This window comes from Pseudomonas sp. Irchel s3h9, assembly GCF_900187475.1.
Lineage (GTDB): Bacteria > Pseudomonadota > Gammaproteobacteria > Pseudomonadales > Pseudomonadaceae > Aquipseudomonas > Aquipseudomonas neuropathica.
This window is the reverse complement of record NZ_FYDH01000002.1, coordinates 224,989-250,910: the sequence shown is the minus strand read 5'-3', so window position 1 is coordinate 250,910 and position 25,922 is coordinate 224,989. Positions and strand designations below refer to the sequence as shown.

Below are 25,922 nucleotides of genomic sequence, written 5' to 3'. Positions count from 1 at the left end.
GGCCACTTCGAGCCCGTAAAGGTCGATCCAACTTTAAAAGGCAAGTGGCCGCTCGTGGCCGATAGCGGTCAGTCGGGCGTCATCAAAACCGCAAGCGTCATCTTGATGAACTCCTCATTTTTGTCGATTGCCCAGAGGGCGCCGCGGACGTTCTCGGCGACGTCAGCCGATCCGCGCTGCTCGACCCAATTGGATAATTCCATGATGGCGGCTTCGAGGGCGAGTTGGTTTTCGTTGATCTTGAAAAGCAGGGAAGGGAGCAGGTCAGAGTTTGGCATTTGGTTTCCTCCGTGGACGAAACCAGCGTAGCAGGGGGGTTGATTTTCAAGTGGCAGAACGCCGGGGGAAGGAGCAACCACTGTAGGAAAATACAGCGCTAAGTTGTTGATTCTTATGGGGGGTAATGGCGATTTTTTACCCTGCGATTTTAGGGCTGTTTCTCTTCTATATCAGTAGCTTACGATCATTCAGAAGTCACCTTGACATGGTGGGCGCCTAAGCGCCCGCCGTTGGTGCAAGCTACTGCGCAGTGTTTTTCACGTAGTACGAGATGTCTTCAGCAAGCTGAGCAAAGCTGTCCAGATCATTCTCAAATGTCTTGGCGTCGTTTTCCCGGTATTCAGCCAAGCCCAGGACAATCGCCTCTCGGAAATTGTCGACCCCAATGGGGGTTCCCAATTTTTTGAATGCAGACTTGAGTGCCTTATGAAAGCGCTGCTCATCCAAGGCGTGGCCGGTGTGCCAGGTTTCCGCGGCAAGCCAAGGCTTAAGTGAATTCTTCAGTTGTTCGATATCCATTGCACCTCCAGGAACCGACTCGAAATGGCCGGCATTTGCAAAGGTGCCCGGAAGGGAATTCATTGGCAACAACGGGATGGTTCAAAGTTTTCTTGGCGCGCGCAAAACCTCCTCTGCAGGCCGCGTCTTTCCGTTTGCATAAGCACAAAAAAACGGATGTTTTGCTAACTTGCAAACAGGGTGTTTTCCTTGTAAAACAACAGCTTGGCTCTCTTCAGTCCCCAGCATGGGGTGCTAGGGGTCGAGTGTTCGAATCACTCCGTCCCGACCATATAATTCAATGACTTAGCCCAATCTGAAAAGATTGGGCTTTTTCATGCGCAGTGATTTTTGGCTCTCTATAGAAGAGCATTCCCCGTCAGCTTCTTCCATTCGCCGTTTTCTGCGCCGAATCGATGCAAAGCGAATAAAAAGTTTTCTGAAAGTCAGCCACCACCTTCTCCTGCTTCCTCGCGTCCGACTCCCTCGGCATGTCGTAGGCCTGCCCGATCAAGGCTTTGTACAAACTACCCACATACTCGCTCTCCTTTCCTGCGTTGTCGGCCAGTTCCAGAACGGAAGAGAGGGGCACGCCTCCTTGCCTGGCTTTCATGATGGCTTTGGCCGAATTTTCGACTCGCTGGCACTCTTCCAGATATTCGCTGGGCAAGGGTGCGCTGTGTGCTGCAAAGCTGAAAGTGAGCAGTATTGCCGTTGTCGCCAGAAACCGTTTGAACATGGCACGCCATCCCTGAATGTTGGCCGGGAACGTTAGCATTCATGGCTCGGCGCTACCATCTGTTCATCGGCCAAAAGCGGCGGTTCACTGGCTGGGTTTTTTAACATCTGCAGAATCGCTCGAGGTGTTGGCATCCTTCTGTGTTTCGTGTGCTTCGGCACCGGAATTTGATCCGGATGCTTCCTCACCTTTCTTGTCAGCTTTGTCTTCTTTTGACTCGGATCCGCCTTGGTTTACGCCGGGAATCGCAGTGGCTGGAACTGAGGAGCCGCCTGTTTTTTCAGCCGCAAGGGAAAACAGTGGGCACAGTGAAAGCAGGCTTGCCAATCCGATAGCAATCATTCGCTTGTTCATGAGGTTGTCTTCCAGGTCGGGGATGTACTGCATTGGAAGAACTCACAGGGCGAAGGTGCGGTACATCAGACCAGCGGCATCCGGTCAAGTAAGGTGGCCAGGCGTTATACGTCTCAGAGATCTACGGCGACAACTGGCTCCATTCAATCCCGAACCGGCCCAGGTACTTGCGCAAGCGGTCCGCATCATTAGGCTGCGCCTTGGCCAGGCGCGAGATGCCAAACAAGCGGCGACCGGCATCTGACAGGCTGTCTGCTTGCCGGCAGACCTCAAGCACTGCCCGCAACTGCAAGCGGTCAAACAGATCCATGCTCTCTTCATTCCCTGGCAAATCTTCTGACTTGCTTCCCACTTGGGTCAGGCCCCAGGAATAACGCAACCGCTCAATCTCTTCCTGTACCTGCGCCTCATCAATTCTCCCGCTATCCGCCAATGTCGCCATGCGCGTGATCGACGCAGACAGTTCGCGGAAATTGCCCAGCCACGCCGCTTCGCTAGAGCTGGCGAAGGCCAGATAGCGGCGGCGTGCTTCAAGGTTGAAGCGCACCAATTGCCCATGCTCACGGGCATGGCGCTGCAACTCGAAATCAATATTCGGCTCGATATCCTCGCGGCGGCCGGCGAGGCCGGGAAGGTCGAACGTCCAGAGGTTGATGCGTGCGTACAAGTCTTCGCGAAACAGGCCTTCAGCGACCCGGCTGCGCAGGTCGCGATGGGTGCCGGCGATGATCAGGAAGTCGCTCTCCACCTCCTTGTCAGAACCCAGTGGAAAGAAGCGTTTTTCTTCAATCGCTTTGAGTAGCATCGCCTGCTCGTCGGCGCCCAGTTCGCCGATTTCATCGAGAAACAGCATGCCGCCATCGGCCGCACGCAGCAGGCCGTCGCGGGCGTTCTGTGCGCCGGTGAAGGCGCCTTTGCTGTGGCCGAACAAGGTCGACATCGCGCCGTCGCCACGCAGGGTGGCGCAGTTGACTTCAACAAAGCGGCCCTGCATCTGATGGCGGTTGCGTTTGAGTTCGTAGATGCGTCGAGCCAGAAAGGATTTGCCGGCACCGGTCGGGCCGATCAGCAACATGGGGGCTTTCGAGCGCACCGCAACGCGTTCGATCTGCTCGATGGAACGGTTGAACGCGGCATTGCGTGTGGCGATGCCGGACTTCAGAAATGCCAGTCCTTCCAGGCGTTTATTGGCAAAGCGTGAGGCGATGCGATCGTATCGCGACAAGTCGAGGTCGATCAGGGCATGGGTGCCGCAGGCGTGCTCGTCTTCGCTCTTGCGCTTGGCGGGGGAGGTCTGGATCAGGCGAGCGGGCAGGTAGCGCGCCTCGGTCAACAGGAACCAGCAGATCTGCGCGACGTGGGTGCCGGTGGTGATGTGGACGAGGTAGTCCTCGCGTTCGGTGTCGAACGCGTAGGCAGTGGTGAAATCGTGCAGCGCGCCGTAGACCTCTTCAAAATCCCACGGATTGCGCAACGCCATCGAGTGCAGGCGCACTTCGGTTTCCGGTGAAACCTGCTGGATGTCGGCGCGCACCCGCTCGGCGAGACTGACGTCGCGGGCGTCGATGCCGTGAATCAGCTCAAGCCGATTGATTAGCGCATCCGGCTGCTGGCAGAGGCCCACGCTCGGCCGCCAATGGCTCCAGCGATTGGCGCCTTTACCGACGCGATCAAGGGTGGCTCCGATAAAACCGATGGCGACGGTACGTCTATTTTGCATGCTTATCTCAAAAGATAAAAAACGATATCTAATGATAATTTTTCTACGCAGGGTTTGTCGTCAATTCAAACACTCAAAAAGTCGATAGATAATAAATGTCATTTAAAACAGAGAGTTATGAAGTTTTTTCAGGGAAATTGAAAACCTGGCACGGCCGCTGCTATGTCTATCGCAACGAACAGCAAAACCCAGCGAGACGCCATGATGGCCAACTCAAATTTCTTTAATACGCAGTCGAATAAAGACATGAAAGATCACACTTACCAATTGCTCGAAGTCGCCAACGGCAAACCGATCAAACTCTGGACCGAAGGCGTTCCGGTGGAAAACGAGGCCCGCGAGCAGTTGATGAACACCGCAAAAATGCCGTTCATCTTCAAACATCTGGCGGTCATGCCGGATGTGCACTTGGGCAAGGGCTCGACCATCGGCAGCGTGATCCCGACAGTCGGCGCGATCATTCCGGCAGCGGTCGGCGTCGACATCGGCTGCGGCATGATTGCCGCGCGTACCTCGCTGACCGCCGCTGATTTGCCGGACAACCTGCTCGGTCTGCGCAGCGCTATCGAGCAAGCGGTGCCGCATGGCCGCAGTTCGACCCGTTCGCGACGCGACAAGGGCGCCTGGGATGAGATCCCGCAGCAAGCAGATCAGGCCTGGGCGGGGCTGCAGCCACGGTTCAAATTGATCACTGACAAGTACCCGAAACTGGCCAACACCAACAACCGCGGGCACCTCGGTACGCTCGGCAGCGGCAACCACTTCATCGAAGTGTGCCTGGATGAAGCCAACCGGGTCTGGTTCATGTTGCACAGCGGCTCGCGTGGCGTCGGCAATGCCATCGGCAACCTGTTCATCCAGATGGCTCAGGCGGATATGCGCCAGCACATCGCCAACCTGCCGGATCGTGATCTGGCCTACTTCGAAGAGGGCAGTCAGCACTTTGATGATTACGTGGAAGCGGTGGGTTGGGCGCAGGACTTCGCCAAACAGAACCGCGAGCTGATGATGCGCGCGGTGATTCAAGCGACACGGCAGATTATCCGCAAGCCGTTCGAAGTGGCGCTGGAAGCGGTCAACTGCCACCACAACTACGTGCAGAAAGAGCTGCATTTCGGTGAAGAGGTACTGGTCACGCGCAAAGGTGCGGTGTCGGCGAAGAAGGGCGAGCTGGGGATTATTCCAGGCTCGATGGGCGCCAAGAGTTTCATTGTCCGCGGCCTGGGTAACGAAGAATCCTTCAGTTCCTGCAGCCACGGCGCCGGCCGCACCATGAGTCGGACCAAGGCCAAGAATATGTTCACTGTCGAGGATCAGATTCGCGCCACGGCCCATGTGGAGTGCCGCAAGGACGAGGCGGTGATCGACGAGATTCCGATGGCCTACAAGGACATCGACAAAGTCATGCACGCCCAGCGTGAGCTGGTGGAAGTGCTGCACACCTTGCGTCAGGTGGTGTGCGTCAAAGGATAAAAGGAAAGCAAGTCATGGAACTGGAAGAGCGTCACCCGCTGTGCGCCACGATGCGCGCGCGGGTTCTGGCAGAGCTTGCGCGGATAGAACGCGAGCGCAATGTCACGGTGTTATACGCCTGTGAGTCCGGCAGTCGGGCCTGGGGTTTTGCCTCGACCGACAGCGATTACGACGTGCGGTTTGTCTACGTGGAGAAGCCCGAGTGGTTCGTTCAGGTCGATGCGCCGCGCGATGTGATCGAACGTCCGCTGGACGATGAACTTGATGTCAGTGGTTGGGAGCTGCGCAAGACCCTCGGGTTATTGCGCAAATCCAATCCGACCTTGCTGGAGTGGCTCGACTCGCCGCTGGTTTATCGCAGTGAAACCGCGCAGGTGGCACAGCTGTGCGAACTCGCCGAAGCGTTCTACAGCCCGCCAGCAGCGCGCAATCACTATCTGTCGATGGCAAAGAAGAACTTTCGCGGTTACCTGCAAGGTGAAACCGTGCGTTTCAAAAAGTACTTCTACGTGCTGCGACCATTATTGGCCGTGCGCTGGATCGATCAGGGACGAGGCCGGCCACCGATGACGTTTGCCGACCTCCTGACCACCGTCGACGACCGCGCGTTGCTCGATGAAGTCGACGAATTGCTCGCCCTTAAACGCAATGCCGATGAGAGCGCCTATGGGCCGCGTCGACCGGCGTTGCACGGGTTCATCGCGGCCGAACTCGAGCGCGAAGTGCCCACATTACTCAGAACTCAGGAAGACTCGCGACGGCTGGATCAGTACCTCCGGGATAACGTCGGGCTGTATGCGCAAGGAATGCCATGAAACAGGAAGTGATAGAACTGGACGGTGCCATCGGTGGCGGCCAGGTGTTGCGCAGCGCCTTGAGCCTATCGATGGTGACGGGCAGGGCGTTTCGCATTAAACAGATTCGTGCCAGGCGCAGCCGTCCGGGACTGCTGCGCCAACACTTAACGGCGGTGATGGCGGCGGCCGAGGTGTGTGGTGCAACGGTTGGCGGTGCACATTTGGGTTCGCAAGCCTTGAGCTTCGAACCCGGCGCGATTCGCGCTGGCGACTTTCAATTCGCCATCGGCACGGCCGGCAGTTGCACACTGGTGTTACAGACTTTGTTGCCAGCACTGTTACGGGCACCGCAGGCGAGTCGGCTGCGGATTTCCGGTGGCACGCATAACCCGCTCGCGCCGCCGGCCGATTTTCTCACGCGCAGTTGGCTGCCGCTGCTGCGCCGCATGGGGGCCAACGTTGAGTTGGACTTGTTGCGCCATGGTTTTGCCCCGGCCGGCGGGGGCGAGATTGAGGTGAATGTGCAACCGGCGAACCTGACGCGACTCGATCTGTGTGACCGTGGCGAAGCGATTTCACCAAGCGCGTGGGCTCTGACCGCCGGGCTTGGACCTACGGTCGCCCAACGTGAGCTGAGCCGAGTGGCCAAGCGATTGAAGCTTCCGGCTACGGCGCTGCACTCTGTGACGCTCGATCCGGCTCGCGGGCCAGGCAACGTGTTGCTGCTGGAGTACGCTTTCGAACACGTCACCGAGGTGTTCAGCGCGTTTGGCCAAGTGTCACTGCGCGCAGAGAAGGTTGCCGATGCTGCGATCAGTCAGGCTGCCGACTGGTTGCGCAGTGGCGCTGCGGTCGCTGAGCACCTCGCCGATCAGTTGCTGTTGCCAATGGCGCTGGCCGGCGGTGGCTCGTTCACCACGCCGCGAATGACCGAGCATTTGCACAGCAATATCGCGGTGATCGAGCTGTTCTTGCCGGTTCGTATTGATTGTCGCGAGGAGGGTGCCGATCGACTGCGCGTTGAGGTCATTGTCAATTGATCGGTCATGAACGGGGCGACGGGATTTTATCGGGAAATCCTGTCGCCCTTTTTTTGGCCCGCAAAAAACTCTGAAAAGGCGGCAAATTGCTGGCCCCCGGACGTTCGCTTCCCCGGCAAAATCGCCTTTTTTCAAAAGGTTAGGTGGGCTCTATGCGGACGATTGTTATCACCGTTGCAACGCTTTCCCTGGCTGTCTTCGCCACAGGCGTGCAGGCGAAAGAGTTAAGCAAAAGCCATCGCTTTGCCTGCACCTGGGGTTCGGATATCGCTGCCGGTGCTCAGCAATCGAAGCTGTCAGGCGTCTCGCTGTATGGCGCGCGCAAACAATTGCAGGTACGACGATTCCAGCAACCGTGGATGCGTATGACCGCGATGGGAATCACCGAGCAAACCTACAACAGCACGTCGAAGCTCAAGCCGGCGGCGGTCAAACAGACCTATTACGAACAATGTGTACGCCACGAATTGGCCCAGCGCTGAAGCAAAAAGCCCAACCTGAACCGGTTGGGCTTTTTCATGGCTGACGAAATTTCAGCGTCACTTTTCGCTTTCGCAGTTGACCATCCACGACACGCCAAAACGATCGACCAGCATGCCGAAACGCGCCGCCCAGAACGTCGCTTCCAGCGGCATGTCGATGCGGCCGTCGCTGGCCAGTGCGTTGAACACGCGCTCGGCTTCGGCGATGCTGTCGACGTTCAGCGAAATCGAGCAGCCACTCATGCCCAGAGTCGGGCGATCGGGTGTGGTGTCCGAGGCCATGATCATCTGCTCACCCACCTTTAGACAGGTGTGAATGATCAGGTCGTGGTGTTCTTCGGGCACGTGTTCGGCGGCGGGCGTTTCGCCGAACGTCATCATCGCCTCAAGCTTTCCTTGCAAGGCTTGCTCGTAAAAGGTGAAGGCCGCGCGGCAATCTCCGTTGAAGATCAGGTAGGGATTGATTCTCATGTCTCTGCTCCCGGCAGTCAGGCGCGGAGCGGGCGGGTGTCGCCGGGTTCCGCGTAGGGCGGTTTAACCATAGCAGAGCGTTGGACGCCGGAAAGGGCAGGGTCTTCCAGATGTTTTTGTTCTGAAAAGCACGTCGACGATAACGCGGTCGTCGTTTGAAATTCAGTCGTAGCGCTGGAGTACCATGACGCACAATCATCACCTGCAGAGTCCAATGCCCCATGCCTGATCTATCGCGCTTCACGTCGTTGTTCGATCAGGCGCAGCGAGCCTTGCGCCTGGTCTGGGGGACATCGCGTGGCTTGTTTCTGGGGCTGGTGCTGGCAACGTTGGTTGCCGGTTTGCTGCCGGCACTGGCGGCATGGTTGGGCCAGCGGATTGTCGATGCGGTGGTGGCAGCGATGCAGTTGAACGCGCAGCACGGCAGTGCGCCGCTGTGGCCCGTGTTGCGTTACGTGTTGTTGGAGGCTGGTGTATTGGCGCTGTTGTCCGGCACGCAACGGGCACTGTCGGTGCAGCAATCGCTGTTGCGGGTGCAGCTGGGGCAGAAGGTCAATACGCTGATTTTGCAGAAAGCGCAGACCCTGTCACTGGTGCAGTTCGAAAACTCCGAGTTCTACGACAAACTGGTGCGTGTCCGTCGCGAGGCTTCGACCCGGCCACTGGCGCTGGTCATGAAGTCGTTGGGCTTGATTCAGAACCTGATCATGCTGATTAGCTTCGGGGTGCTGCTGGTACATTTTTCCCCTTGGGCGCTGGCGTTGCTGGTGGTCGGTGCGTTACCGGTGTTTTTTGCCGAAGCGCATTTTTCCGGTGACGCCTTTCGTTTGTTTACTCGCCGTGCGCCGGAGAGTCGGCAGCAGAATTACATCGAAACCCTGCTGTCCCACGAAACCTATATTAAAGAGGTCAAGCTATTCGGCTTCGCGCCGCTGTTACTGCAACGCTACCGCGACACGTTCGCCAGGCTGTATGCCGAAGACCGCCGTTTGACTTTGCGGCGCGATGGCTGGGGTTTCGGCCTTGGCCTGCTCGGTACTGCGGCTTTTTATGTGGCCTATGCCTGGGTGGTCATCGATGCCGTACATGGCCAGATCAGCCTTGGTCAGATGACCATGTATCTGGTGCTGTTCAAGCAAGGCCAAAGCGCTGTGAGCAGCAGTCTGAGTGCGATCAGTGGCCTGTACGAAGACGGCCTCTACCTGACCAGTCTGTATGAATACCTGGCCGAACCGGTTCAGGTCGAAAGCGGCCACCTGACGGTCGGCGTCTGCCCGGGTGATGGCTTGCGTTTCGAGAACGTCGGTTTCCGTTATCCGGGTGCCAGTCGGCCAGCGCTGGAAAACATTGATCTGCAACTGGTGCCAGGCAAGAGCGTGGCGCTGGTCGGCGAGAACGGCTCGGGCAAGACCACGCTGATCAAGTTACTGACCCGGCTCTATCGTCCTGATCAAGGGCGCATCCTGCTCGACGGCAGCGATTTGCAGGATTGGCAGGAGACCGCGTTACGTCGACGCATTGGGGTGATTTTTCAGGACTACATCCGCTACCAGTTCAGCGTCGGAGAAAACATTGGCGTTGGCGATACCCTGGCGTTCAACGACGCGCAGCGCTGGAAGGAGGCCGCCGCCCAAGGCATGGCGGCTCCCTTCATCGAAGGGCTCGACAAGGGTTATGCCACGCAGTTGGGACGCTGGTTTGCCGGTGGCCAGGAATTGTCTGGCGGGCAGTGGCAGAAGATTGCCTTGTCCCGCGCGTACATGCGTCGTGATGCCGACATTCTGATCCTCGATGAGCCAACGTCCGCCCTTGACCCGGCGGCCGAGGCGGCGGTGTTCGAGCATTTCAGCCAACACAGCGAAGGTCGCATGACGTTGCTGATTTCCCATCGTTTTTCCAGCGTGCGCAATGCCGACCACATCATCGTGCTGCAACAAGGCCGGATTCTGGAGCAGGGTGGCCACGATCAATTGATCGCCGCCGCTGGGCATTACGCGCAACTGTTCGATTTGCAGGCTCGCGGCTACCGTTAAGTGTCCCGCCCGTTGCGCACGGTGGCAGGTCCGGCCACCCGGGGGGCCGGTTTGCTCTGCATCAGGCTGTCGAGCGCCTTGCGGTAATTCTGCCCGCCAAGCGCCATGCTGTTGTTGTGCGTCGCGCCCGGCACCAACAGCAGGCGCTTGGGTTGTTGCGCGGCGTTGAACAGTTGCTCGCTGAAGCGCGGCGGCACGAAAGCGTCAGCTAAACCGTGGACCACCAGCAGTGGCATATGAATATCGGCGATCTTGTCGATCGAATCGAATTTCTGCGACAGCAGCCAGCGCACCGGCAGCGAAGTGTTGGCCACCGACGCGGCAACATCCGCCAGCGTGGTGAATGTGGACTCGATCACCAGTCCGCGAACCGGCAATGCAGAATGATCGCGAGCAGCGGCCTGGCCGAGTTCCGCGGCCAGATCGATGGCCACGGCGCCACCGAGGGAGTGCCCGTAGATCAGGCGTTTGGCTGGGTCCGGTTGCAGCAGTTTGAAGCGTTCCCACGCCACCCGCGCATCTTCGTAAACGCTGCTTTCCGACGGCAGATCACCATGGCTCTTGCCGAATCCTCGGTAGTCGATGGCCAGCACTGAATAGCCCGCAGCGCGCAGTTGCTCGATACGGAACAACTGCCCGGTGAGGTTCCAGCGCACGCCATGCAGATAGAGAATGGCCGGCGCATTGGCTTTTTCCGCCGGCCACCACCAGGCATGAATGTTTTCCCCGGCCTTGAAGCTCTTCGGTTGCAGGTCGAGTTCCTGCACGCTCCCGGGCAAGCCGCGATACCAACCGGCGGTGCCCGGTTCGATGCGAAACAGCAGTTTGCGTTCGGTGTGTTCGAGCACGGCACAACTGGTCGGCACGCCGATTATCAGCGCGGCCATGCAGGCAAACGCCAAACGGCGGCGTCGCAGACGCGTCATGAAGGACAGGAACATTAAACGTTTCACCCAGGCGCAGATAAAGAAGGCTTTTTACCAGATGCCTCGGTCTGCGCGTGAGTTTTTCGACCACCGCCCCGGCGCAACGATTACCAAATGCTGCAAAGACTCACACGACCTGCAGAACGATCTTGCCGATATGGTCGCCAGCCTCCATGTGCGCGTGAGCCTGAGCGGCGTCGGCGAGCGGGTAGTCCTTGTCGATCATCGGCAGGCAGCGCCCGGCAGCCAGCGCCGGCCATACGTGCTCGCGCAGTTGATCGGCAATCGCAGCTTTTTCAGCAGCGGTACGGGCGCGCAAGAGGGAGCCGGTGATCACCGCACGTTTGGCCATCATTGCCAGCAAGTCAAAGTCATTGGCTCGCGCGCCGCCGAGGAAACCGAGCATGACCAGACGGCCATCCATCGCCAGGGCGCTGACGTTATCGTTGAGGTACGAGCCGCCCATTATGTCGAGGATCACATTGACGCCTTGGCCTGCGGTTTTCTCGGCGATGACTGCCGCGAAATCCTCATCGCGATAATTGATCGCTTCGCCGCCCAGATCGCGAATCGCTGCGCATTTGTCCGGGCTGCCGGCGGTGGCAAACGCTTCAATACCGAATTCGCGGCACAGCATCAGTGCGGTTGTGCCGATGCCGCTGGTGCCACCGTGAATCAGTGCGCGCTGACCACGACTGGCGCCGCCGAGGCCGAACAGGTTGGCCCACACGGTAAAGAAGGTTTCCGGGATTGCGGCGGCGTGCACCCAGTCCAGACCGTGTGGAATCGGCAGGGTCTGGCCGGCGGGGACGGTGCAGTATTCGGCATAACCACCGCCGTTGGTCAGCGCGCAGACTTTGTCGCCCACGGCGAACTGATTGACACCCGCCCCGAGCGCCACGACTTCACCGGCGACCTCCAGCCCGGGAATCGGGTTCATGCCGGGTTTCATCGGGTATTTGCCGGCACGCTGCAAGGCGTCCGGCCGGTTGATTCCGGCGGCGTGTACGCGGATCAGCACCTCGCCTTCTGCGACAGCTGGAAGCGCCACGCGTTTGGGTTGCAAGACGTCGGGGCCACCGGGTTCGCTGATTTCGATTCGGGTCATTTCGTTGGGCAGGGACATATCGATTCCTGTTGGCATAAGTTCTGTAGATGGGAGCGTGCTGTGCAAGCAATGATTCCCTTCAATTTGCACAGCAGCGCGACTCAGTAGGAGCGGGCAACCATTTCATGGCTTGCTCCAGCAGCAGCGCCACGACGATTGCGCCAGCGGCAATGACGAACAACAGCGCGTGATGACCGCCGCTGGCATTGAACAGCGCTGAATAGGCAAATCCGGCCAGCGCCTGAAAGGTGGCGAATGACACCGTGGCACGGCTCCAGGCGATCTGCTGACGATGGTGTTCCGGCACCAGCTCATGCACTCGCGCCAGAGCCAGCGGCACAATGCCGGGCGGAAATGAACCAAGAATCACCGCCAGCAACGCCAGCGCCAGAAACGAGTGAGTCATTGCCAGCAACCCAAGGACAATCGCCTGCACCACCAGCACCAGGCGAATGCCGGAGCGTGCGCCAAGCTTATCGGCAAGAAAGCCATAACTCACCGGGCCGACAATTGCGCCCAAACCGTACATCACCCAGATCAGCGCGCCGAGATGTGCCCCAGCACCGAGTCCACGTGCCACGTAATCCACCAGAAACACCATGGCCGGCACCAGTCCGGCGGCCATGAAGGCGTATTGGGCGAACAGCACATACACACCGCGCGGCGTCGGTTCTGCGGACACCGTTTCTTGCGCAACGACCGGGTGCGGGAAATCGGACGGCCAGCCGAACCAGCTCAGCGCCGTCAGCAACAAAGCCAACGCCCCCAGGCCCAGCCATGTCGCTTGCAAGCCGAGGCTCAACAGCGGCGGCACCAGCGTCCCGGAGCCGGCAATGCCAAGACCGATGCCGAGAAAGATCGCGCCGCTGGCCAACCCTTTACGCGCCGCCGGAACGTGTGGCAGTACGGTCGCGGCCACCAGCACCATGATCGCACCGCCGGCAATCCCCGACAGCAGTCGCCAGCCGAAGAACCAGCTCACCGACAACGGAAACGCGCAGGCAAAAAATGCCGCCGTGACCACCAGCATCATCAATCGCAAGGCATTTTTATTGCCGAGCTGGCGCGCTGTCGGCCGGCCGAGCAGGGCGCCGATCAGGTAGCCCACCAGATTGGCCGCACCGAGGTAGACCACATCGTTGGCGCTGAACCACTGCGCCTCAATCAGCGAAGGGATCAATGGGGTATAAGCGAAACGCGCCAGCCCGATGCTGACCAGGCTGGCGCAGAGCCCGGCGAAGATCGGCAGCCAGATACCGGTGGAGGTTGAAGTGCGCATGATAGCGATCTCGCGGAAGGTTTATGGCGTTCAGCATATCGGCTATTGTTGCTGCGTTAATGCGGCGATTTAGCGTCGCTGCGATGCGAATTTGCATCACTGGGAGGCAGCATGAATTGGGATGACGCACGGGTATTTCTGGCCGTTTGCCGCGAGTCGACGCTACGTGGCGCTGCGCGGGTTCTGGGGGTGGATCAGGCCACTGTCGGGCGACGGATCACAGCACTGGAAAAGTCCCTGAGCGCGACGTTGTTCCTGCGCACCTCCGACGGCTACGCGTTGACCGCTGTCGGTGAGGCGGCGCTCAGGAGTGTGGAGAAAATGGAGCATTCGGCACTGGAGTTGGAGCGGCAGATTCAAGGTCTGGACGATCGCCTGACCGGCACGGTGCGCGTCAGTACCACGGATTCGCTGGCGATCGACTTTCTGATCCCGGCCATCGCCCGTTTGCACGAGCAGCACCCGGACGTACGAGTGCAACTGGATGCGTCCACGCAGATCCTCAGCCTGGCCAAGCGCGAGGCGGATATCGCGGTGCGCAACACCCGGCCGGACAATCCTGATCTGATCGCTCGGCGAATCGCCCGATGGCCGGTGGGCTTGTTCGCCTCTCAGGCCTATATAGACGCCAATGGCGTGCCGCAACCGGACACTGCGTTTGAGGGGCATGATCTGGTGGTCTATCAACCGTATCTGCAAAGCAAAAAGGACCTGACCCTGGTGTCGGAACCGCTAAGTCGCGGCCGCATCGTCGCCAGCCTCAGTTCCAGCTTGCTCGTTCGCCGGTCAATTGCGGCTGGGTTGGGTGTAGGAGAAATCCCGGTGTACATGGGTGAGCGCGATGGTCTGATCAGGCTCTGGCCGGAGCGCACTCGACCATTGCCGTATGAAGTGTGGTTAGTGACCCACGCGGATTTGCGGCATACCGCGCGGGTGAGGGCGGTGATTGAGCAGATTGTCGACGTGTTCGCGTCGGAGAATGACTAGGCAGATGTTCTTTTGGCAGGGCTACAAGCTCTGACGAAACGGCCTACATCAGAGGCAGAATCTCCCGGCTTGTGAGGAGGTTGGATGGGGCCTATTGTTTCGTCATGTCGGTGAGGGGCGCAGGGCTCGCACTGATGTTGATACCAGGGACGGTATCGGTAAACCCAGGAAGGTGTCGAATTGAGAACCACGGAATTCAGTCAAAACCCAATCAGTGACCTTGCGAGCAAAGGTCGGAATACTCAAGCCATGAACGCTATCAGTCGTGAAGAATTCAATGCCAGGATCGAGACCATTGAGAGCAGGATGGACGCTCGGGTCGAAGGTGTGTCGGCGAGAATCGATGCTTATCTTTTGACTCAGGCGGAGAGGGACAAACGATACGATTTGATGTGGGACGGCGTACAACAAATCGCCGAAGACTCAAAAGAAGCCATCAAACATGTCTCGACAGTGAAGGCACATTACTGGGCGACGACCGCCGTCCATTTTCTCGGAATGATCACCGTCGTCGTAGGGGCGCACTTTGCCAATCAAGCAGCGGTATTAACCACCTTGCAGACGACACTCGCGGCGATCCAGATCGGCAAGGATATAAGTGCACCAAGACCTGCTTCGCAACAAGTACCCGAATCACCACAATAGAAAACGGCCTTCAAAGAAGGCCGTTTTTCGTGAGCATTGAAACACCGCATCATGGCATTTCTGGCAACTCCTGCGGCCGCAAGTCGAACACCAGCACTTCGGCATCGACACCATTGCTCAAGGTCAGCAACTGTTCTTCGCGAACCCGTACGCCGTCACCTTCCTGCAACGACTGGCCATTGAGTTCAACACTGCCGCGCGCCACATGCACGTAGGCATAACGGTTGGCTGGCAGCTCCAGCGTGGCAGTTTCTTTACCGTCGAACAGCCCGGCAAAGACCCGTGCGTCCTGACGCACTTTCAGCGAACCGTCGTTGCCGTCCGGCGAGATGATCAATTGCAGGCGACCGCGTTTTTTCTGTGCGCTGAAATGCTCCTGTTGATAGCGCGGTTTGGCACCGCTGACATCTGGCACGATCCAGATTTGCAGGAAATGCACCGGTTTGGTCGCCGAGTGGTTGAACTCGCTGTGCGCTACGCCGCTGCCGGCGCTCATCAACTGCACGTCGCCCGGGCGAATGACCGAGCCGGTGCCCAGTGTGTCCTTATGTTCCAGTGCGCCTTCCAGCACGTAGGAAAAGATCTCCATGTCGCGATGCGGGTGCTGTCCGAAGCCTTTACCAGCGGCAACGCGGTCGTCGTTAATCACCAGTAGATCGGAAAAACCTTGCTCACGCGGGTCACGGTAGCTGGCAAAGGAAAAGGTGTGAAAGGACTTCAACCAGCCATGATTGGCGAGGCCACGATCGGAGGCTTTGCGAAGGGTCAGCATGATGAAATCTCCTTGTGGGACGTGAATTCGTCCGAGTGAGGAGAAGGTTACTGTTTACTGTGTTGCGCAATAAGTAGATGAAAATTGAAAGACTGTCCCTGTCAGGTTGACAGTTTTGCGATAGCCTTCACACAAAACTTTTGCGCTCAAACGGCTACAGTTGGCCATAATGTCTGGTCCGTATCATGTCTCTCTGATTGAAGTGATGTCTTCCCATGAAAACCGTGGCAATGGTGCTGTTTCCCGACTTTCTTCTGCTCGACATGGCCGGGCCATTGGAGGTTTTTTCGGTTGCCAATCGCTACCTGAAACCCGAAGCGCATTATCAATTGATCACCCTTGGCACCGAAGAGGGCCCGCTGCGGGCGTCAAATGGTGTGATGGTGCAGGCCGACCGGATCATTGGCGACGACACCGAGCGTTATGATTTGCTGCTGGTGCCGGGAGGCCCCGGTGCCTACAACCAGCAGTTCCCGTCGTTGTTTGCCTGGCTCAAAGAAGCAGTCCGGCGGGTCGAGTACTACGGATCAATCTGCACTGGCGCTTTTGTCCTGGGGCACGCCGGTTTGCTTGACGGTTACCGTGTAACCACGCACTGGAACTACACCGAACGCCTGATCAAGGGGTTCCCGAAGGCCCATGTCACGACCGATCAGATCTATGTCGAGGATCGCAACCTGATCACCTCGGGAGGTGTTACGGCGGGGATCGATATGGCGCTGGCCGTGATCGCCCGCGATCACGGCAAGAAGCTCGCGCAGGATGTGGCCAAAGTCCTGCTGGTGGTGATGAAGCGCCAGGGCGGGCAGGCGCAGTTCAGCCCGTTGATGGCTGCCGTGGCACCGCAGGAAACGCCGATTACCCGCGCGCAGAGTTACGTGCTGGAACACCTCGACGAAGCCTTCACGGTCGAGCGCATGGCGGCGATTGCCAATATGAGCGCGCGGCACTTCGCGCGGGTGTTCACCCGCGACATCAACATGACGCCGATGGAGTTTCTGCAAAGTGCGCGCATCGACTGCGCACGAAACTTGCTGGAAACCAGCGATCTGCCGCTTAAAACCGTGGCTTACAAAAGTGGTTTCGGCAGTGTGCGGCACATGCGTTCGTTGTTCGCTGAAAAGCTCGGCCTGACGCCCGCGCAATACCGCGAACAGTTCAGCTAGAGCGCTGTTGTCCGTCTGGCGCACCCGTATGTCCGAATTGAGTCTCGTGTAGCGGTTGTCGCGTCATCTGAGGCTGCCAATATAGTTGGCATGGATAGCCTCATCGATTTGAACACGGCGTCGGTGCTGCATTTCGGCCCCTACGCCTTCCACCTGCGCCAACGGCTGATACTCGACGGAGATCGGCCTTTGCGCATGGGTGGTCGTGCGCTGGATATTTTGCAAGTGCTGGTCGAGCATGCCGGGCGAGTGGTCAGGAAGGAGCAATTGATTGCCCTGGTTTGGCCAACGTCGGTGGTCGAGGAGATCAACCTGCGCGTGCACATCGCCGCGCTCAGGCGTGCCTTGGGTGACGGCGAAAACGGTCAGCGCTACATCGTTAATGTGCCGCAATGCGGTTACAGTTTTATCGCCCCGGTGCGCTGCGACAGCGTCGCGCAAGTGGTCTTCGAGGGTCTGCAAACGCCCGAACATAATCTGCCGGCGCGATTGACCCCGGTCGCCGGGCGCGACTCGCTGGTCGGCGGGCTGGTGCGGCAAATGCCGCTGTGTCGGCTGATGACCGTCACGGGCGCGGCTGGTGTGGGTAAATCCACTGTCGCGTTGCGGGTCGCGGAACTGCTGTTGCAGTACTACAGAGACGGCGTGTGGCAGATTGATCTGAGCTTGACCGACGATGACACACCGCTGCTCGATCAGGTGCTGGGCACCCTCGAAAGCGATTTGCCCGGACTGTCCACTCGCCATGCGTTGCTGCTGCTGGATAACTGTGACCACCGTCTCGCCGCTTGCCGGGCAGCGGTTGAAACGTTGCTTGAGGCCGCTCCCCGGCTGTCGATTCTCGCCACCAGCCGCGAGGCCTTGCAGGTCGGTCTGGAAACCCTTCAGGGCGTGCCACCGCTGACCCTGCCGAAACGTTCCGCAGGCGATTGCATCACTGAAGCCATGGGCCATTCTGCGGTGCAATTGTTTGTCAGCCGCGCTCGGGCGCGACAGCATGATTTCTGCTTGCGTGAACAGGATGTCAAAGCCGTCCTTCAGATATGTCGCCAACTCGACGGTTTACCGCTGGCGATCGAACTGGCGGCGGCGCAGATCGATGCCTTGGCATTGGTCGGCTTACAGGCGCAAATGAGCAATGGCCTGCATGTGCTCAGCCATGGCCGGCGCACGGCGGTGCCGCGGCACCAGTCGATGCAGGCGGCACTCGACTGGAGCTATCAACGCTTGAGCGAGCAGGAGCAACGCGCGCTGCAGCGTTTATCGGTGTTCAAAATGGCGTTTACCCTGGAGGCGGCACTGGCGGTGATCAGTTGCCCGCAACTCGCGTCGTCGCGGCTTGCCGCGATCATTGAAGGCCTGACGTGCAAGTCATTGCTGGTGGTGGAACGAGGCGGCAGTGCAGGCCGATACCGAATGCTCCACACCACTCGCTGCTATGCGCGCAAGCAACTGGAGCGTTGCGGTGAAGGGATTGATCTTGAGCGCCGGCATACGCTCTATATCAACCGGATACGCCGGGCCTCAGGCGTGCCTGTGCTCGCGTAGTTCGTCAATGAGCAAGCGTACCTTGCGCAAGTCCGGAGTCGCGTAGCCTTCGGTGAAGCGCTGATAGATCGGCGTGAGCAAATCCAGCGCCTCTTGGCAGCGCGATTGGCGCCGCCAGAGTTGCGCCAGTGAGGTGGCACTGCGCAGTTCCCAGGCGAGCGCGCCTTGGCTGCGGGCGATGGTCAGCGATTGTTGCAGGAGTGCTTCGGCTTCCTTGAGGGCCTCTTCGCGAGCAGGCTCGCTCCCACATGGGTTCTGAGTACACCCAGAATTCCTGAGGGAGCGAGCTTGCTCGCGAAGGGCCCCGTCCAGGCAATCCGGATCGTCTTTCAATAACGCAGCAGCCCGAGCCCGCAAAATCTCCGCCGTGCTCCATCCCGCATCACCACTCAGCGCTCGCTCAAACAGTGCGTCATCCACAAGGCGGTCATCCAGCGTCACCATGATTTCACGAATCAGCCCACTGCTGTCCTTCGGCACGGGCGTGCTGGTTTGCGTGTCGATCACCTGCGCGTAATGTCGCGCCCACGTGTTGAACAGCAGCACCGAATGCTTCTGCGATTGTTCCAGCAGCAGTTGCAACAGCGCCCGGGCGTTCTGCTGATCGCCGTTGTAATGAGCGATCAGGCAACTGGCCAGTGCCAGGGTGTAACAAATCGAGGTGCCATGGTCGATCTGCACGGCAATATCCAGGGCCAGTCGCGCCGAATGCCACGCTTGCTCCGGCAATCCCTGCATCCATAGCACCCGCGCCAGCACCGTCAGCGACGCGACACTCTGGTCGTACTGCACACCAAAACCGTGGGTGAAGCGGTTGACGTGGCCGCTGTGCGCCATGCGCTGCAGCACCTGCTCGGCATGAATGCGCGCCTGCGGCTGGTCGCCGGCATAGTGCAGGGCCAGGACCCGTAAACGGTGGGTGCTCAATGACAGCAGTGGGTCGCCGTGCACGCCGAGGCGATCGAAGTGCTCACTCTGCGCCAGCGCCATGCGGTAGTGTCCGCAACTGAGGTTGACCGCCATGTGTCCGGACACCGCGCGCAATTGCCCGGCGACGTCGTCGTGCTCAATGGCCAACTGGCGAGCCTCAACGAACGCCTGGATGGTTTCCGGGGTGCCTCCCCACGTGTGATAACAGGCACTGCCGAGGGCCAGTTTCAGGGAGATTTTCAGACGCGGGCAGGGTTCGCCGAGTTCATCGAGCAGGCTCAGCGCCCGCCGCACATAGCCGCCATACTCCTTGAGCAGCGACAACTCTTGCCACAGGGGCGCCGACGCTGCTGTCAGGCGAATTCCCAGACTACCCGGGCCGACACCGTTCAGGCTCCAGTCCAGCGCCGCGCGCAGGTCTTCCAGCCCTCGGGCGTAACGCTCGATCCACAAAGCCGTCGGTGTCATTTCCCAATCGCTTTGCGCCTGTTGCATCAATGCCAGGCAGCGTTCGGCATGGCGTTCGCGGGTTTCTTCGCATTCGGCGACGTGCTCGAGTTTTTCCAGTGCATAGCGGCGGGTCGTGTCGAGCAGACGATAGAACACCTCTTCGTCACCGACTTCGACGCTCAGCAGGGATTTCGCCACCAGTTGGGTGATTGACACAAACACCACGCCGGGGTCGATTTGTTGGCCGACGATTACCGCCGCTGCGGACTCCAACGTAAAACCACCGCAAAACACGCCCAGACGGCGCAGGCAGGTTTGCTCGCAAGGGTCGAGCAGGTTGAAACTCCAATCCAGCGTGGCGCGCAGAGTAAGGTGTCGCTCAAGACTGCTTTGATTACCCGCTGCCAGCGGTGGCAAACGGCCCTGCAGTTGGCTCAGCAACCCTTCCAGGCCCAGTTCGGCGACCTGCGCTGCCGCCAGCTCCAGCGCCAGTGGAATACCGTCGAGTCGGTGGCAGATTTCGATCGCTTGCGGCAACTGCGCATCGCTCAGTTCAAAGCTTTCCTGCGCGGCCGTGGCCCGTTCGATGAACAGTTGCAGCGCCGAATATTCCAGCGCTTGCTGACGATTCAATGTCGCGTTCATCAATGGGTATTCGAGCGAATCGAGACGCTGCACGAATTCGCCTTCCGCCCGCAGGCTCTCGCGGCTGGTGGCGAGGATATGCACCTTCGGCGCGCCGCGCAGAATGCTTTCGCTGAGCATCGCGACGGCATCGATCAGGTGTTCGCAGTTGTCGAGCAGTAACAGCATCTGTCGCTGTTGCAGGCCATTGACCAGCGCCGCCAGCGGATCGCCTTCGGGGAGTGCCAGATCGAGCAGGGCGGCCAGGTGTGAGCAAATCAGCCGTGGATCGTTGAGCGGTGCCAGGTCCACCAGCCGAATACCGTCGCGGTAATGCCCGATCAACTGCTCGGCCACGCGCAAGGCCACCGTGGTCTTGCCGATCCCGCCGGGGCCGACCAGGGTGATGCAGCGTTGGCGCGGTAACTGCGTCATCAAGCTATCGACCAGCGCTTGGCGGCCGATCATGCGCGTGCGCCGCAAGGGCAAATTGTGCCGACCGCCAGCATCGCCCACAGGACGCTCCTCCATGGATTGCGGTAGAACCGGGGCGACGAAACTGTAACCGCGTTGCGCCACGGTGATGATGTAACGCTGGCCGGCCTGACCGTCGCCGAGGGCTTTGCGCAGTGCCGCCATGTGCACACGCAGGTTGATGTCCTCGACCACGCTGTCCGGCCAGACCCCGGCCATCAATTGTTGCTTGCTCACCACTTCGCCGGCATGGGCCAGCAGAATCAGGAGGATGTCCATCGCCCGTCGGCCCAGGCGCAATGGCTGCTCGCCTTCGAGCACCAAGCGTTGGCCGGGATGAATCCGATAGGGGCCAAAACCGAGGGCCTGATTCGGGGAAAGACTCAACAGCTCACTCCTGCGGTGCTGCGGCGGACAGAGCGGAGTAGGGCCGGGCGCGTGCGCAGGCCTTCTATTCCGGGGTGTCCCGGCATAATCCTCAGGTTTGAGCGTCAGTGCAACGGGGGCCGCGATCAAAACATGGCGGGTTGTGAACGCTGGGCTTTGGGTTCACGCATGATCTGGCCGCGCCAGGCAAACGGATTAATGCCCTCGCTGCGGGTAAACATATGGCAGAAATGCGCCTGATCGCAGAACCCGCATTCCAGGCTGATTTGCGTCAGGCTCAGGTCGGTGTGCTGGATCAGCAGCTTGGCTCGCGCGAGGCGCTGGGTGCGAATCCAGTCCTGCGGCGATAACCCGGTGCTGCATTTGAAGGCGCGGGAAAAATGGCTGCGTGACAGTGAACAGGCGCGGGCCAGTTCGGTCACTTCCAGGCTTTCGCCCAGACGTTCTAGGATCAGTTGTTTGACCTGTCGTTCGCGCTGCGGACTGAGTCCGCCGATCCCGGTCTTGCGTGGTTCGTTGGCAGGGGCGAGGGCGACGCTGTGCTGTAAGTGAGCCATGGCCAAAGTCCGTGTCGATGGGGAATGCACGTCGGCGCATCCCCTCAGGTCAAAAAAACAACGCTGCGCAGAGGGTTTCATTGTTGGCCGAGGGCGGGCGGCTGACGAGTTAATCGTTGTTAATTCCATGCTGGAGTTGCGCCCACAGTCCGGTTCATCGCGTAAAGTGCGTAGCACTTGCGTCTGGCTGGCTATAAGGAATCCGTGCCCATGAACCGTAACGATCTGCGTCGCGTCGACATGAACCTGCTGGTGATTTTCGAAGCGCTGATGTTCGAAAAGAACCTGACCCGCGTCGCCGAAAAGCTGTTCATGGGGCAACCGGCCGTCAGCGCCGCGTTGGGGCGTTTGCGCGATCTGTTCGACGATCCGTTACTGCTGCGCAATGGTCGCGGCATGGAGCCGACCGCGCGGGCGCTGGCGATTCTCAAAGAGCTGCAACCGGCGATGGACGTCATCTCTGGTGCGGTCAGCCGGGCCAAGGAGTTCGAACCGGCGAGCAGTTGCGACGTGTTCCGCATCGGTTTGTCGGACGACGCCGAGTTCGGCCTGTTTCCACCGCTGCTGCGCCAGCTTCAGCAAGAGGCGCCGGGGATTGTCGTGGTCGTGCGCCGTGCCAACTACCTGCTGATGCCGGCACTGTTGGCCTCTGGAGAAATCTCCGTCGGCGTCAGTTACACCACGGAGTTGCCGGCCAACGCCAAGCGCAAAAAACTGCGCGACATTCCCTGCAAAGTCCTGCGCGGCGACGACCGTCCGGGGCCGCTGTCCCTCGACGAATACTGCGAGCGCCCGCATGCAATGGTGTCGTTCTCCGGCGACTTGAGCGGCAACATCGATATGGACCTGGCCAAGGTCGGCCGTACCCGCCGCGTGGTCTTGGGCGTGCCGCAATTCAGCGGCCTGCGCGCCTTGCTTGCCGGCACCGAGATGATCGCCACCGTGCCGGATTACGCCGCGTGTGCGCTGGTTGAGGGCTGTGCGCTGCGCGCCGAAGACCCGCCGTTCCCGATTGATGCTGCGCAATTGTCGATGGCATGGAGCGGGGTGCATGACAACGATCCGGCGGAAAAATGGTTGAGATCACGGATCAGCCAGTTCATGGCGGCGCCGCTGGATATTCCCGTGATGTGAGCGTCCGTTCGTCTGAAAAAGAGCCAGACCTGTTAGTTCTGACAGTGGCGCATCTCCGTGTTCCGATGTCTGATTGGCCCATGCCGAAGGGTAGCCAAAAAGGACGTGAACATGGACGCGCTAATACCTGCGCTGAACAACAGCAGTCTGCCTCCGCTCTCCATCAAAGAAAGTCGCCCTGACGGCTTGTTGGATCCAGAGGCCGCTCGGTGCAACCTGACGGTAGAAATCGACTTCGACTGGCAGGCAGAAGACAGTCTCACGATCACGTGGGCGGGTACGCCAGGTTCTGGATCCTACACATCACCGCGTATACCGATCGGCCGATTTGCGCGACCTTTCCAGACCCACATTGACAACCTCTTGGTGGCTTTCAACTTCGAGCAAACCGTCATCGTCACCTACACGGTTTACCGTGGCACTGAACCGCCTGTAGCTTCACAACCATTGCCGCTTTACATCACACGCATCAATCAATTGAATCTGCCTCGTCCATTTATCCGACAGGCCGACAACGACGGTCAGGGAAGTGAGCTGAATGTCAGTAACCTTTCCGAGTTCACCTTGCGAATCAATGCGTGGTTACTGGGCAGGCGCGGCAATCCCTTCTGGCTGAAGCTCAAAGGCATCCATGCCGATGGCAGTGATTTCGAGGCGTCGTACTGGCAAGCGCCGGACAATGTGGTCGATGACGAATTCAACCGCTTCGGTTTCTTCGAACAGAACTTCCCTGCTGCACCACTGCAACGTCTGCATGATCGCAGCGTGCTGTCGCTGAGCTTCATGGCCGGGCTGCAAGGCAGTCAGGATGCATCCCTTGCGCAGCCATTTGCACATCGGAACTACATCGTACTGACAAGCGCCCCCAGTGGGCCGAGGATATCGTCAGTCACCGATCTTGATGGAGACATACTCGATGGCGCGGACACCCGATACACCACTGTCACGCTGAGCGGCAGTGCTAGCGACACAGTGGCTGTGTTCGATGGCCCGACCAGGCTCGACACGGCCGATGTTGTTGACGGTATCTGGCAGTACGTCGCGGCTGACCTGACCGGTGGATCGCATGAGTTTACGGTGAGGTTGGCGGATGGCAGCGGAAGCGCCTCAAATGCAAGGCGAATCAACGTCGTGACGCAAAACCTGCCGGTGAGGATTGCCGAGGCTCCCGATAACCTCAACCTCGATCCGCTTAGCGCTGTCACAACCCTGACCGCTTTGGTGGATCTCGACGTGCAGCCCAGCGATATGGTTTCAGTGACGGTGAAAGCTGCTGACGGCACTCCTCCCGCAGGTTCGCACACCACCACGCCGGTTGCGGCCGGCACCACAAGGCCGATCAGAATCAGTTTGCCCGTATCGTTGGTGCCATTCAGCATTGGAAAAATAATGGAGGTGACGGTTACCTGGACCCGAGGCACTTCCGCGCTGGAGACCTCGCAACCTCTGCGTCTCAACGTGTTGCCGATTACGCTGAATCGACTCGCGGCTCCGGTGATCACTCAGGCCAACGGCACTGACATTCTCGATCTGAAAGATGTCCAGTCCGGCGCGAGTCTGATGTTTGGAATATGGCCGCATATTTCTATGGGACAACGAATCTGGCTTTTTTTGGAGGGGGAGAGAAACACCGGCGCACACAATCTGCAGATGTGGGTGGGCACCACTAACATGGTGCATCGGGCCTGGGTGACGAACAGTGGTTACACCGCGCTTGTTTCGGCCAATTATCTACGGCTGCTGAAGGATGGCAGTAAGCTGATCATTCGGTTCCGCGTCAATCTGGATCAGGTTGCAAATTTTGATACGGCAACGGTATTTCAGACACAGGAGTACACAATCCGAGCAGTGCCTTGAAATCAAAACCTCAGCCAGCGTCATCGTGTAACAGTCGTCGCAACTGAGCACATCCGTGCAATTTCCCCCCACCCGTCATTGGCATGATTCAGGCCAATGACATTTCAAGGGTGGGGTCATGAACGCTTCGCAACGAGAAGAACGGTCGCGGGACCTCGGTTTGCTGTTCCTGCGGGTCAGCGGCGGGTTGTTTCTGCTGTGGGTCCACGGCTTGCCCAAGCTGCTCGACTTCACCGCGCAACTGCAACTGATTGAAGACCCGTTCCACCTCGGATCCCACCTCACCTTGATCCTGGCGATCTTCGCCGAAGTCCTCTGTCCGCTACTGATCGTCGCCGGGTTACTGGCGCGATTGGCCTGCGTGCCTATTCTCTTTGTGCTGCTGGTGGCATTGCTGGTCGTGCATCCGCAATGGAGTGTGGCCGAGGGGCAGTTCGGCTGGTTGCTGTTGATCGTGTTTACCACTGTGTTGATCGCCGGGCCGGGACGGCTGGCGATTTCTGTTCGTTTGCCCGGAGTGTTGCGTTATGCCTGAAGTCCTCAATCCACAAACACCGGGGGCCGATGAGACGGTCACGTTGATCATCAAACACCGGGTCAAGGCCGGTTTCGAGTCGGCGTACGAGGCCTGGCTGCGCAATATCGTCCGCGTGGCGGGGCAGCGTGAAGGCCATCTGGGTGTGGACGTGGTGCGTGGCAAGCGCGGCCGTCTCGACTTCTACACCTGCGTACTGCGCTTCAGCTCCACTGAAGCGATGCAAGGCTGGCTGGAGTCGCCGCAGCGTCAGGCGCTGGTCGCCGAAGCTGCGCCGATGCTGGCTGATGGCGATCAGACCGAAGTCGCGCCGATCAATGAATTCTGGTTCTCGCCACTGGCCGATGCCGCTTCGCCGCCGCCGCGCTGGAAGCAGGCCGTCGTCTCGCTGCTGGTGATTCTGCCGCACACCTTGCTCGTGCCGCTGATCTGGGGGCCGCTGCTGGCGCTGCATCCGCTTCTTTCCAACTACGTGGTCGCCACGTTCCTGATCACCCTAACCATCGTTCTGTCGGTGGTGTACGTGGTGATGCCACCGGTCACCCGTTTGTTCACGCCGTGGCTCGAAGCCAGCCAGACCCATGAACACCTCGATTCCCAAGAAACCTCGCCACGCTGAGCGCGCGGGGTTCGCTCCTTTTCACTTTGCTTGAGGAA

The 25,922-nt window shown here is 59.3% G+C and carries 25 protein-coding genes; 13 read left to right on the top strand and 12 right to left on the bottom strand.

Going from position 1 to position 25,922, the window contains the following annotated elements; translation table 11 throughout:
- Positions 1 to 68: 68 nt before the first annotated feature.
- The 5 genes from CKW26_RS04025 to rtcR all read right to left on the bottom strand — a co-directional run bounded on the left by CKW26_RS04025 (position 69) and on the right by rtcR (position 3,590).
- Positions 69 to 278 carry a hypothetical protein gene (locus tag CKW26_RS04025; RefSeq protein ID WP_016774031.1) on the bottom strand — a complete coding sequence of 70 codons (210 nt, stop codon included), beginning with the start codon at positions 276 to 278 and terminating at the stop codon, positions 69 to 71.
- 241 nt (positions 279 to 519) lie between these two features.
- Positions 520 to 798 (bottom strand): hypothetical protein, encoded by a 279-nt coding sequence (locus CKW26_RS04020; protein WP_095047608.1) that lies wholly within the window; start codon positions 796 to 798, stop codon positions 520 to 522.
- Between the two features lie 358 nt (positions 799 to 1,156).
- Positions 1,157 to 1,516, bottom strand: a complete 360-nt coding sequence (locus CKW26_RS04015; protein ID WP_095047607.1) for a hypothetical protein — start codon at positions 1,514 to 1,516, stop codon at positions 1,157 to 1,159.
- Between the two features lie 84 nt (positions 1,517 to 1,600).
- Positions 1,601 to 1,870: a hypothetical protein gene (locus tag CKW26_RS04010; RefSeq protein ID WP_095047771.1), complete on the bottom strand. Its 270-nt coding sequence runs from the start codon at positions 1,868 to 1,870 to the stop codon at positions 1,601 to 1,603.
- Between the two features lie 121 nt (positions 1,871 to 1,991).
- Positions 1,992 to 3,590, bottom strand: coding sequence for an RNA repair transcriptional activator RtcR (gene rtcR / locus CKW26_RS04005; protein ID WP_095047606.1), 1,599 nt, complete (start codon positions 3,588 to 3,590; stop codon positions 1,992 to 1,994).
- 246 nt (positions 3,591 to 3,836) lie between these two features.
- On the opposite strand from rtcR, the gene CKW26_RS04000 reads away from it, so the two are divergent.
- The 4 genes from CKW26_RS04000 to CKW26_RS03985 all read left to right on the top strand — a co-directional run bounded on the left by CKW26_RS04000 (position 3,837) and on the right by CKW26_RS03985 (position 7,382).
- A complete protein-coding gene (locus CKW26_RS04000; protein WP_095047605.1) occupies positions 3,837 to 5,063 on the top strand; it encodes an RtcB family protein in 1,227 nt (408 codons plus the stop codon).
- Positions 5,064 to 5,077: 14 nt separating this feature from the next.
- Complete coding sequence (locus CKW26_RS03995; RefSeq protein WP_095047604.1) at positions 5,078 to 5,878, top strand: nucleotidyltransferase domain-containing protein; 801 nt, start codon at positions 5,078 to 5,080, stop codon at positions 5,876 to 5,878.
- Positions 5,875 to 6,900: an RNA 3'-terminal phosphate cyclase gene (gene rtcA / locus CKW26_RS03990; protein WP_095047603.1), complete on the top strand. Its 1,026-nt coding sequence runs from the start codon at positions 5,875 to 5,877 to the stop codon at positions 6,898 to 6,900. Before CKW26_RS03995 ends, rtcA begins: the two co-directional genes overlap by 4 nt.
- A gap of 152 nt (positions 6,901 to 7,052) precedes the next feature.
- On the top strand, positions 7,053 to 7,382 hold the full coding sequence (locus CKW26_RS03985; protein ID WP_093439361.1) for a hypothetical protein: 330 nt from the start codon (positions 7,053 to 7,055) through the stop codon (positions 7,380 to 7,382).
- 57 nt (positions 7,383 to 7,439) lie between these two features.
- Here CKW26_RS03985 and CKW26_RS03980 read toward each other — a convergent pair whose 3' ends face one another.
- Complete coding sequence (locus tag CKW26_RS03980) at positions 7,440 to 7,853, bottom strand: VOC family protein (protein ID WP_095047602.1); 414 nt, start codon at positions 7,851 to 7,853, stop codon at positions 7,440 to 7,442.
- Between the two features lie 221 nt (positions 7,854 to 8,074).
- Here CKW26_RS03980 and CKW26_RS03975 point away from each other — a divergent pair, with 221 nt between their 5' ends.
- The gene (locus tag CKW26_RS03975; protein ID WP_095047601.1) at positions 8,075 to 9,886 is read left to right on the top strand and encodes an ABC transporter ATP-binding protein; all 1,812 of its coding nucleotides are present in this window, start codon (positions 8,075 to 8,077) and stop codon (positions 9,884 to 9,886) included.
- On the opposite strand, the gene CKW26_RS03970 is transcribed toward CKW26_RS03975, so the two are convergent.
- From CKW26_RS03970 to CKW26_RS03960, 3 genes are all read right to left on the bottom strand, one after another.
- On the bottom strand, positions 9,883 to 10,827 hold the full coding sequence (locus tag CKW26_RS03970; protein ID WP_093439350.1) for an alpha/beta hydrolase: 945 nt from the start codon (positions 10,825 to 10,827) through the stop codon (positions 9,883 to 9,885). The two genes, CKW26_RS03975 and CKW26_RS03970, sit on opposite strands and share 4 nt — an antisense overlap.
- 112 nt (positions 10,828 to 10,939) lie before the next feature.
- On the bottom strand, positions 10,940 to 11,938 hold the full coding sequence (locus CKW26_RS03965) for an NAD(P)H-quinone oxidoreductase (protein WP_095047600.1): 999 nt from the start codon (positions 11,936 to 11,938) through the stop codon (positions 10,940 to 10,942).
- A gap of 61 nt (positions 11,939 to 11,999) precedes the next feature.
- The gene (locus CKW26_RS03960; RefSeq protein WP_095047599.1) at positions 12,000 to 13,199 is read right to left on the bottom strand and encodes a YbfB/YjiJ family MFS transporter; all 1,200 of its coding nucleotides are present in this window, start codon (positions 13,197 to 13,199) and stop codon (positions 12,000 to 12,002) included.
- A 111-nt stretch (positions 13,200 to 13,310) separates the two neighbouring features.
- On the opposite strand from CKW26_RS03960, the gene CKW26_RS03955 reads away from it, so the two are divergent.
- Entirely contained in the window at positions 13,311 to 14,186 is an 876-nt protein-coding gene (locus tag CKW26_RS03955) for a LysR family transcriptional regulator (protein ID WP_093439341.1), read from the top strand.
- Positions 14,187 to 14,435: 249 nt separating this feature from the next.
- The gene (locus CKW26_RS03950; protein WP_095047770.1) at positions 14,436 to 14,831 is read left to right on the top strand and encodes a hypothetical protein; all 396 of its coding nucleotides are present in this window, start codon (positions 14,436 to 14,438) and stop codon (positions 14,829 to 14,831) included.
- Between the two features lie 49 nt (positions 14,832 to 14,880).
- On the opposite strand, the gene CKW26_RS03945 is transcribed toward CKW26_RS03950, so the two are convergent.
- Complete coding sequence (locus tag CKW26_RS03945; protein WP_095047598.1) at positions 14,881 to 15,603, bottom strand: pirin family protein; 723 nt, start codon at positions 15,601 to 15,603, stop codon at positions 14,881 to 14,883.
- 215 nt (positions 15,604 to 15,818) lie between these two features.
- Between CKW26_RS03945 and CKW26_RS03940 the strand changes: the two genes are divergently transcribed.
- Both CKW26_RS03940 and CKW26_RS03935 read left to right on the top strand, forming a co-directional pair.
- The gene (locus tag CKW26_RS03940; protein WP_095047597.1) at positions 15,819 to 16,769 is read left to right on the top strand and encodes a GlxA family transcriptional regulator; all 951 of its coding nucleotides are present in this window, start codon (positions 15,819 to 15,821) and stop codon (positions 16,767 to 16,769) included.
- A gap of 90 nt (positions 16,770 to 16,859) precedes the next feature.
- Positions 16,860 to 18,317 carry a winged helix-turn-helix domain-containing protein gene (locus CKW26_RS03935; protein WP_095047596.1) on the top strand — a complete coding sequence of 486 codons (1,458 nt, stop codon included), beginning with the start codon at positions 16,860 to 16,862 and terminating at the stop codon, positions 18,315 to 18,317.
- Here CKW26_RS03935 and CKW26_RS03930 read toward each other — a convergent pair.
- Together CKW26_RS03930 and CKW26_RS03925 are read right to left on the bottom strand one after the other, a co-directional pair.
- A complete protein-coding gene (locus CKW26_RS03930) occupies positions 18,294 to 21,182 on the bottom strand; it encodes a winged helix-turn-helix domain-containing protein (RefSeq protein ID WP_095047595.1) in 2,889 nt (962 codons plus the stop codon). The genes CKW26_RS03935 and CKW26_RS03930 overlap by 24 nt on opposite strands.
- Before the next feature lie 125 nt (positions 21,183 to 21,307).
- On the bottom strand, positions 21,308 to 21,739 hold the full coding sequence (locus tag CKW26_RS03925) for a helix-turn-helix domain-containing protein (RefSeq protein ID WP_095047594.1): 432 nt from the start codon (positions 21,737 to 21,739) through the stop codon (positions 21,308 to 21,310).
- Positions 21,740 to 21,949: 210 nt separating this feature from the next.
- Between CKW26_RS03925 and CKW26_RS03920 the strand changes: the two genes are divergently transcribed.
- The 4 genes from CKW26_RS03920 (at position 21,950) to CKW26_RS03905 (ending at position 25,884) form a co-directional block, all read left to right on the top strand.
- Entirely contained in the window at positions 21,950 to 22,873 is a 924-nt protein-coding gene (locus CKW26_RS03920) for a LysR family transcriptional regulator (protein WP_095047593.1), read from the top strand.
- Positions 22,874 to 22,984: 111 nt separating this feature from the next.
- Complete coding sequence (locus tag CKW26_RS03915) at positions 22,985 to 24,730, top strand: hypothetical protein (protein WP_095047592.1); 1,746 nt, start codon at positions 22,985 to 22,987, stop codon at positions 24,728 to 24,730.
- A 118-nt stretch (positions 24,731 to 24,848) separates the two neighbouring features.
- Positions 24,849 to 25,265 (top strand): DoxX family protein, encoded by a 417-nt coding sequence (locus tag CKW26_RS03910; RefSeq protein WP_095047591.1) that lies wholly within the window; start codon positions 24,849 to 24,851, stop codon positions 25,263 to 25,265.
- Entirely contained in the window at positions 25,258 to 25,884 is a 627-nt protein-coding gene (locus CKW26_RS03905) for an antibiotic biosynthesis monooxygenase (protein ID WP_095047590.1), read from the top strand. Before CKW26_RS03910 ends, CKW26_RS03905 begins: the two co-directional genes overlap by 8 nt.
- Positions 25,885 to 25,922: the final 38 nt, after the last annotated feature.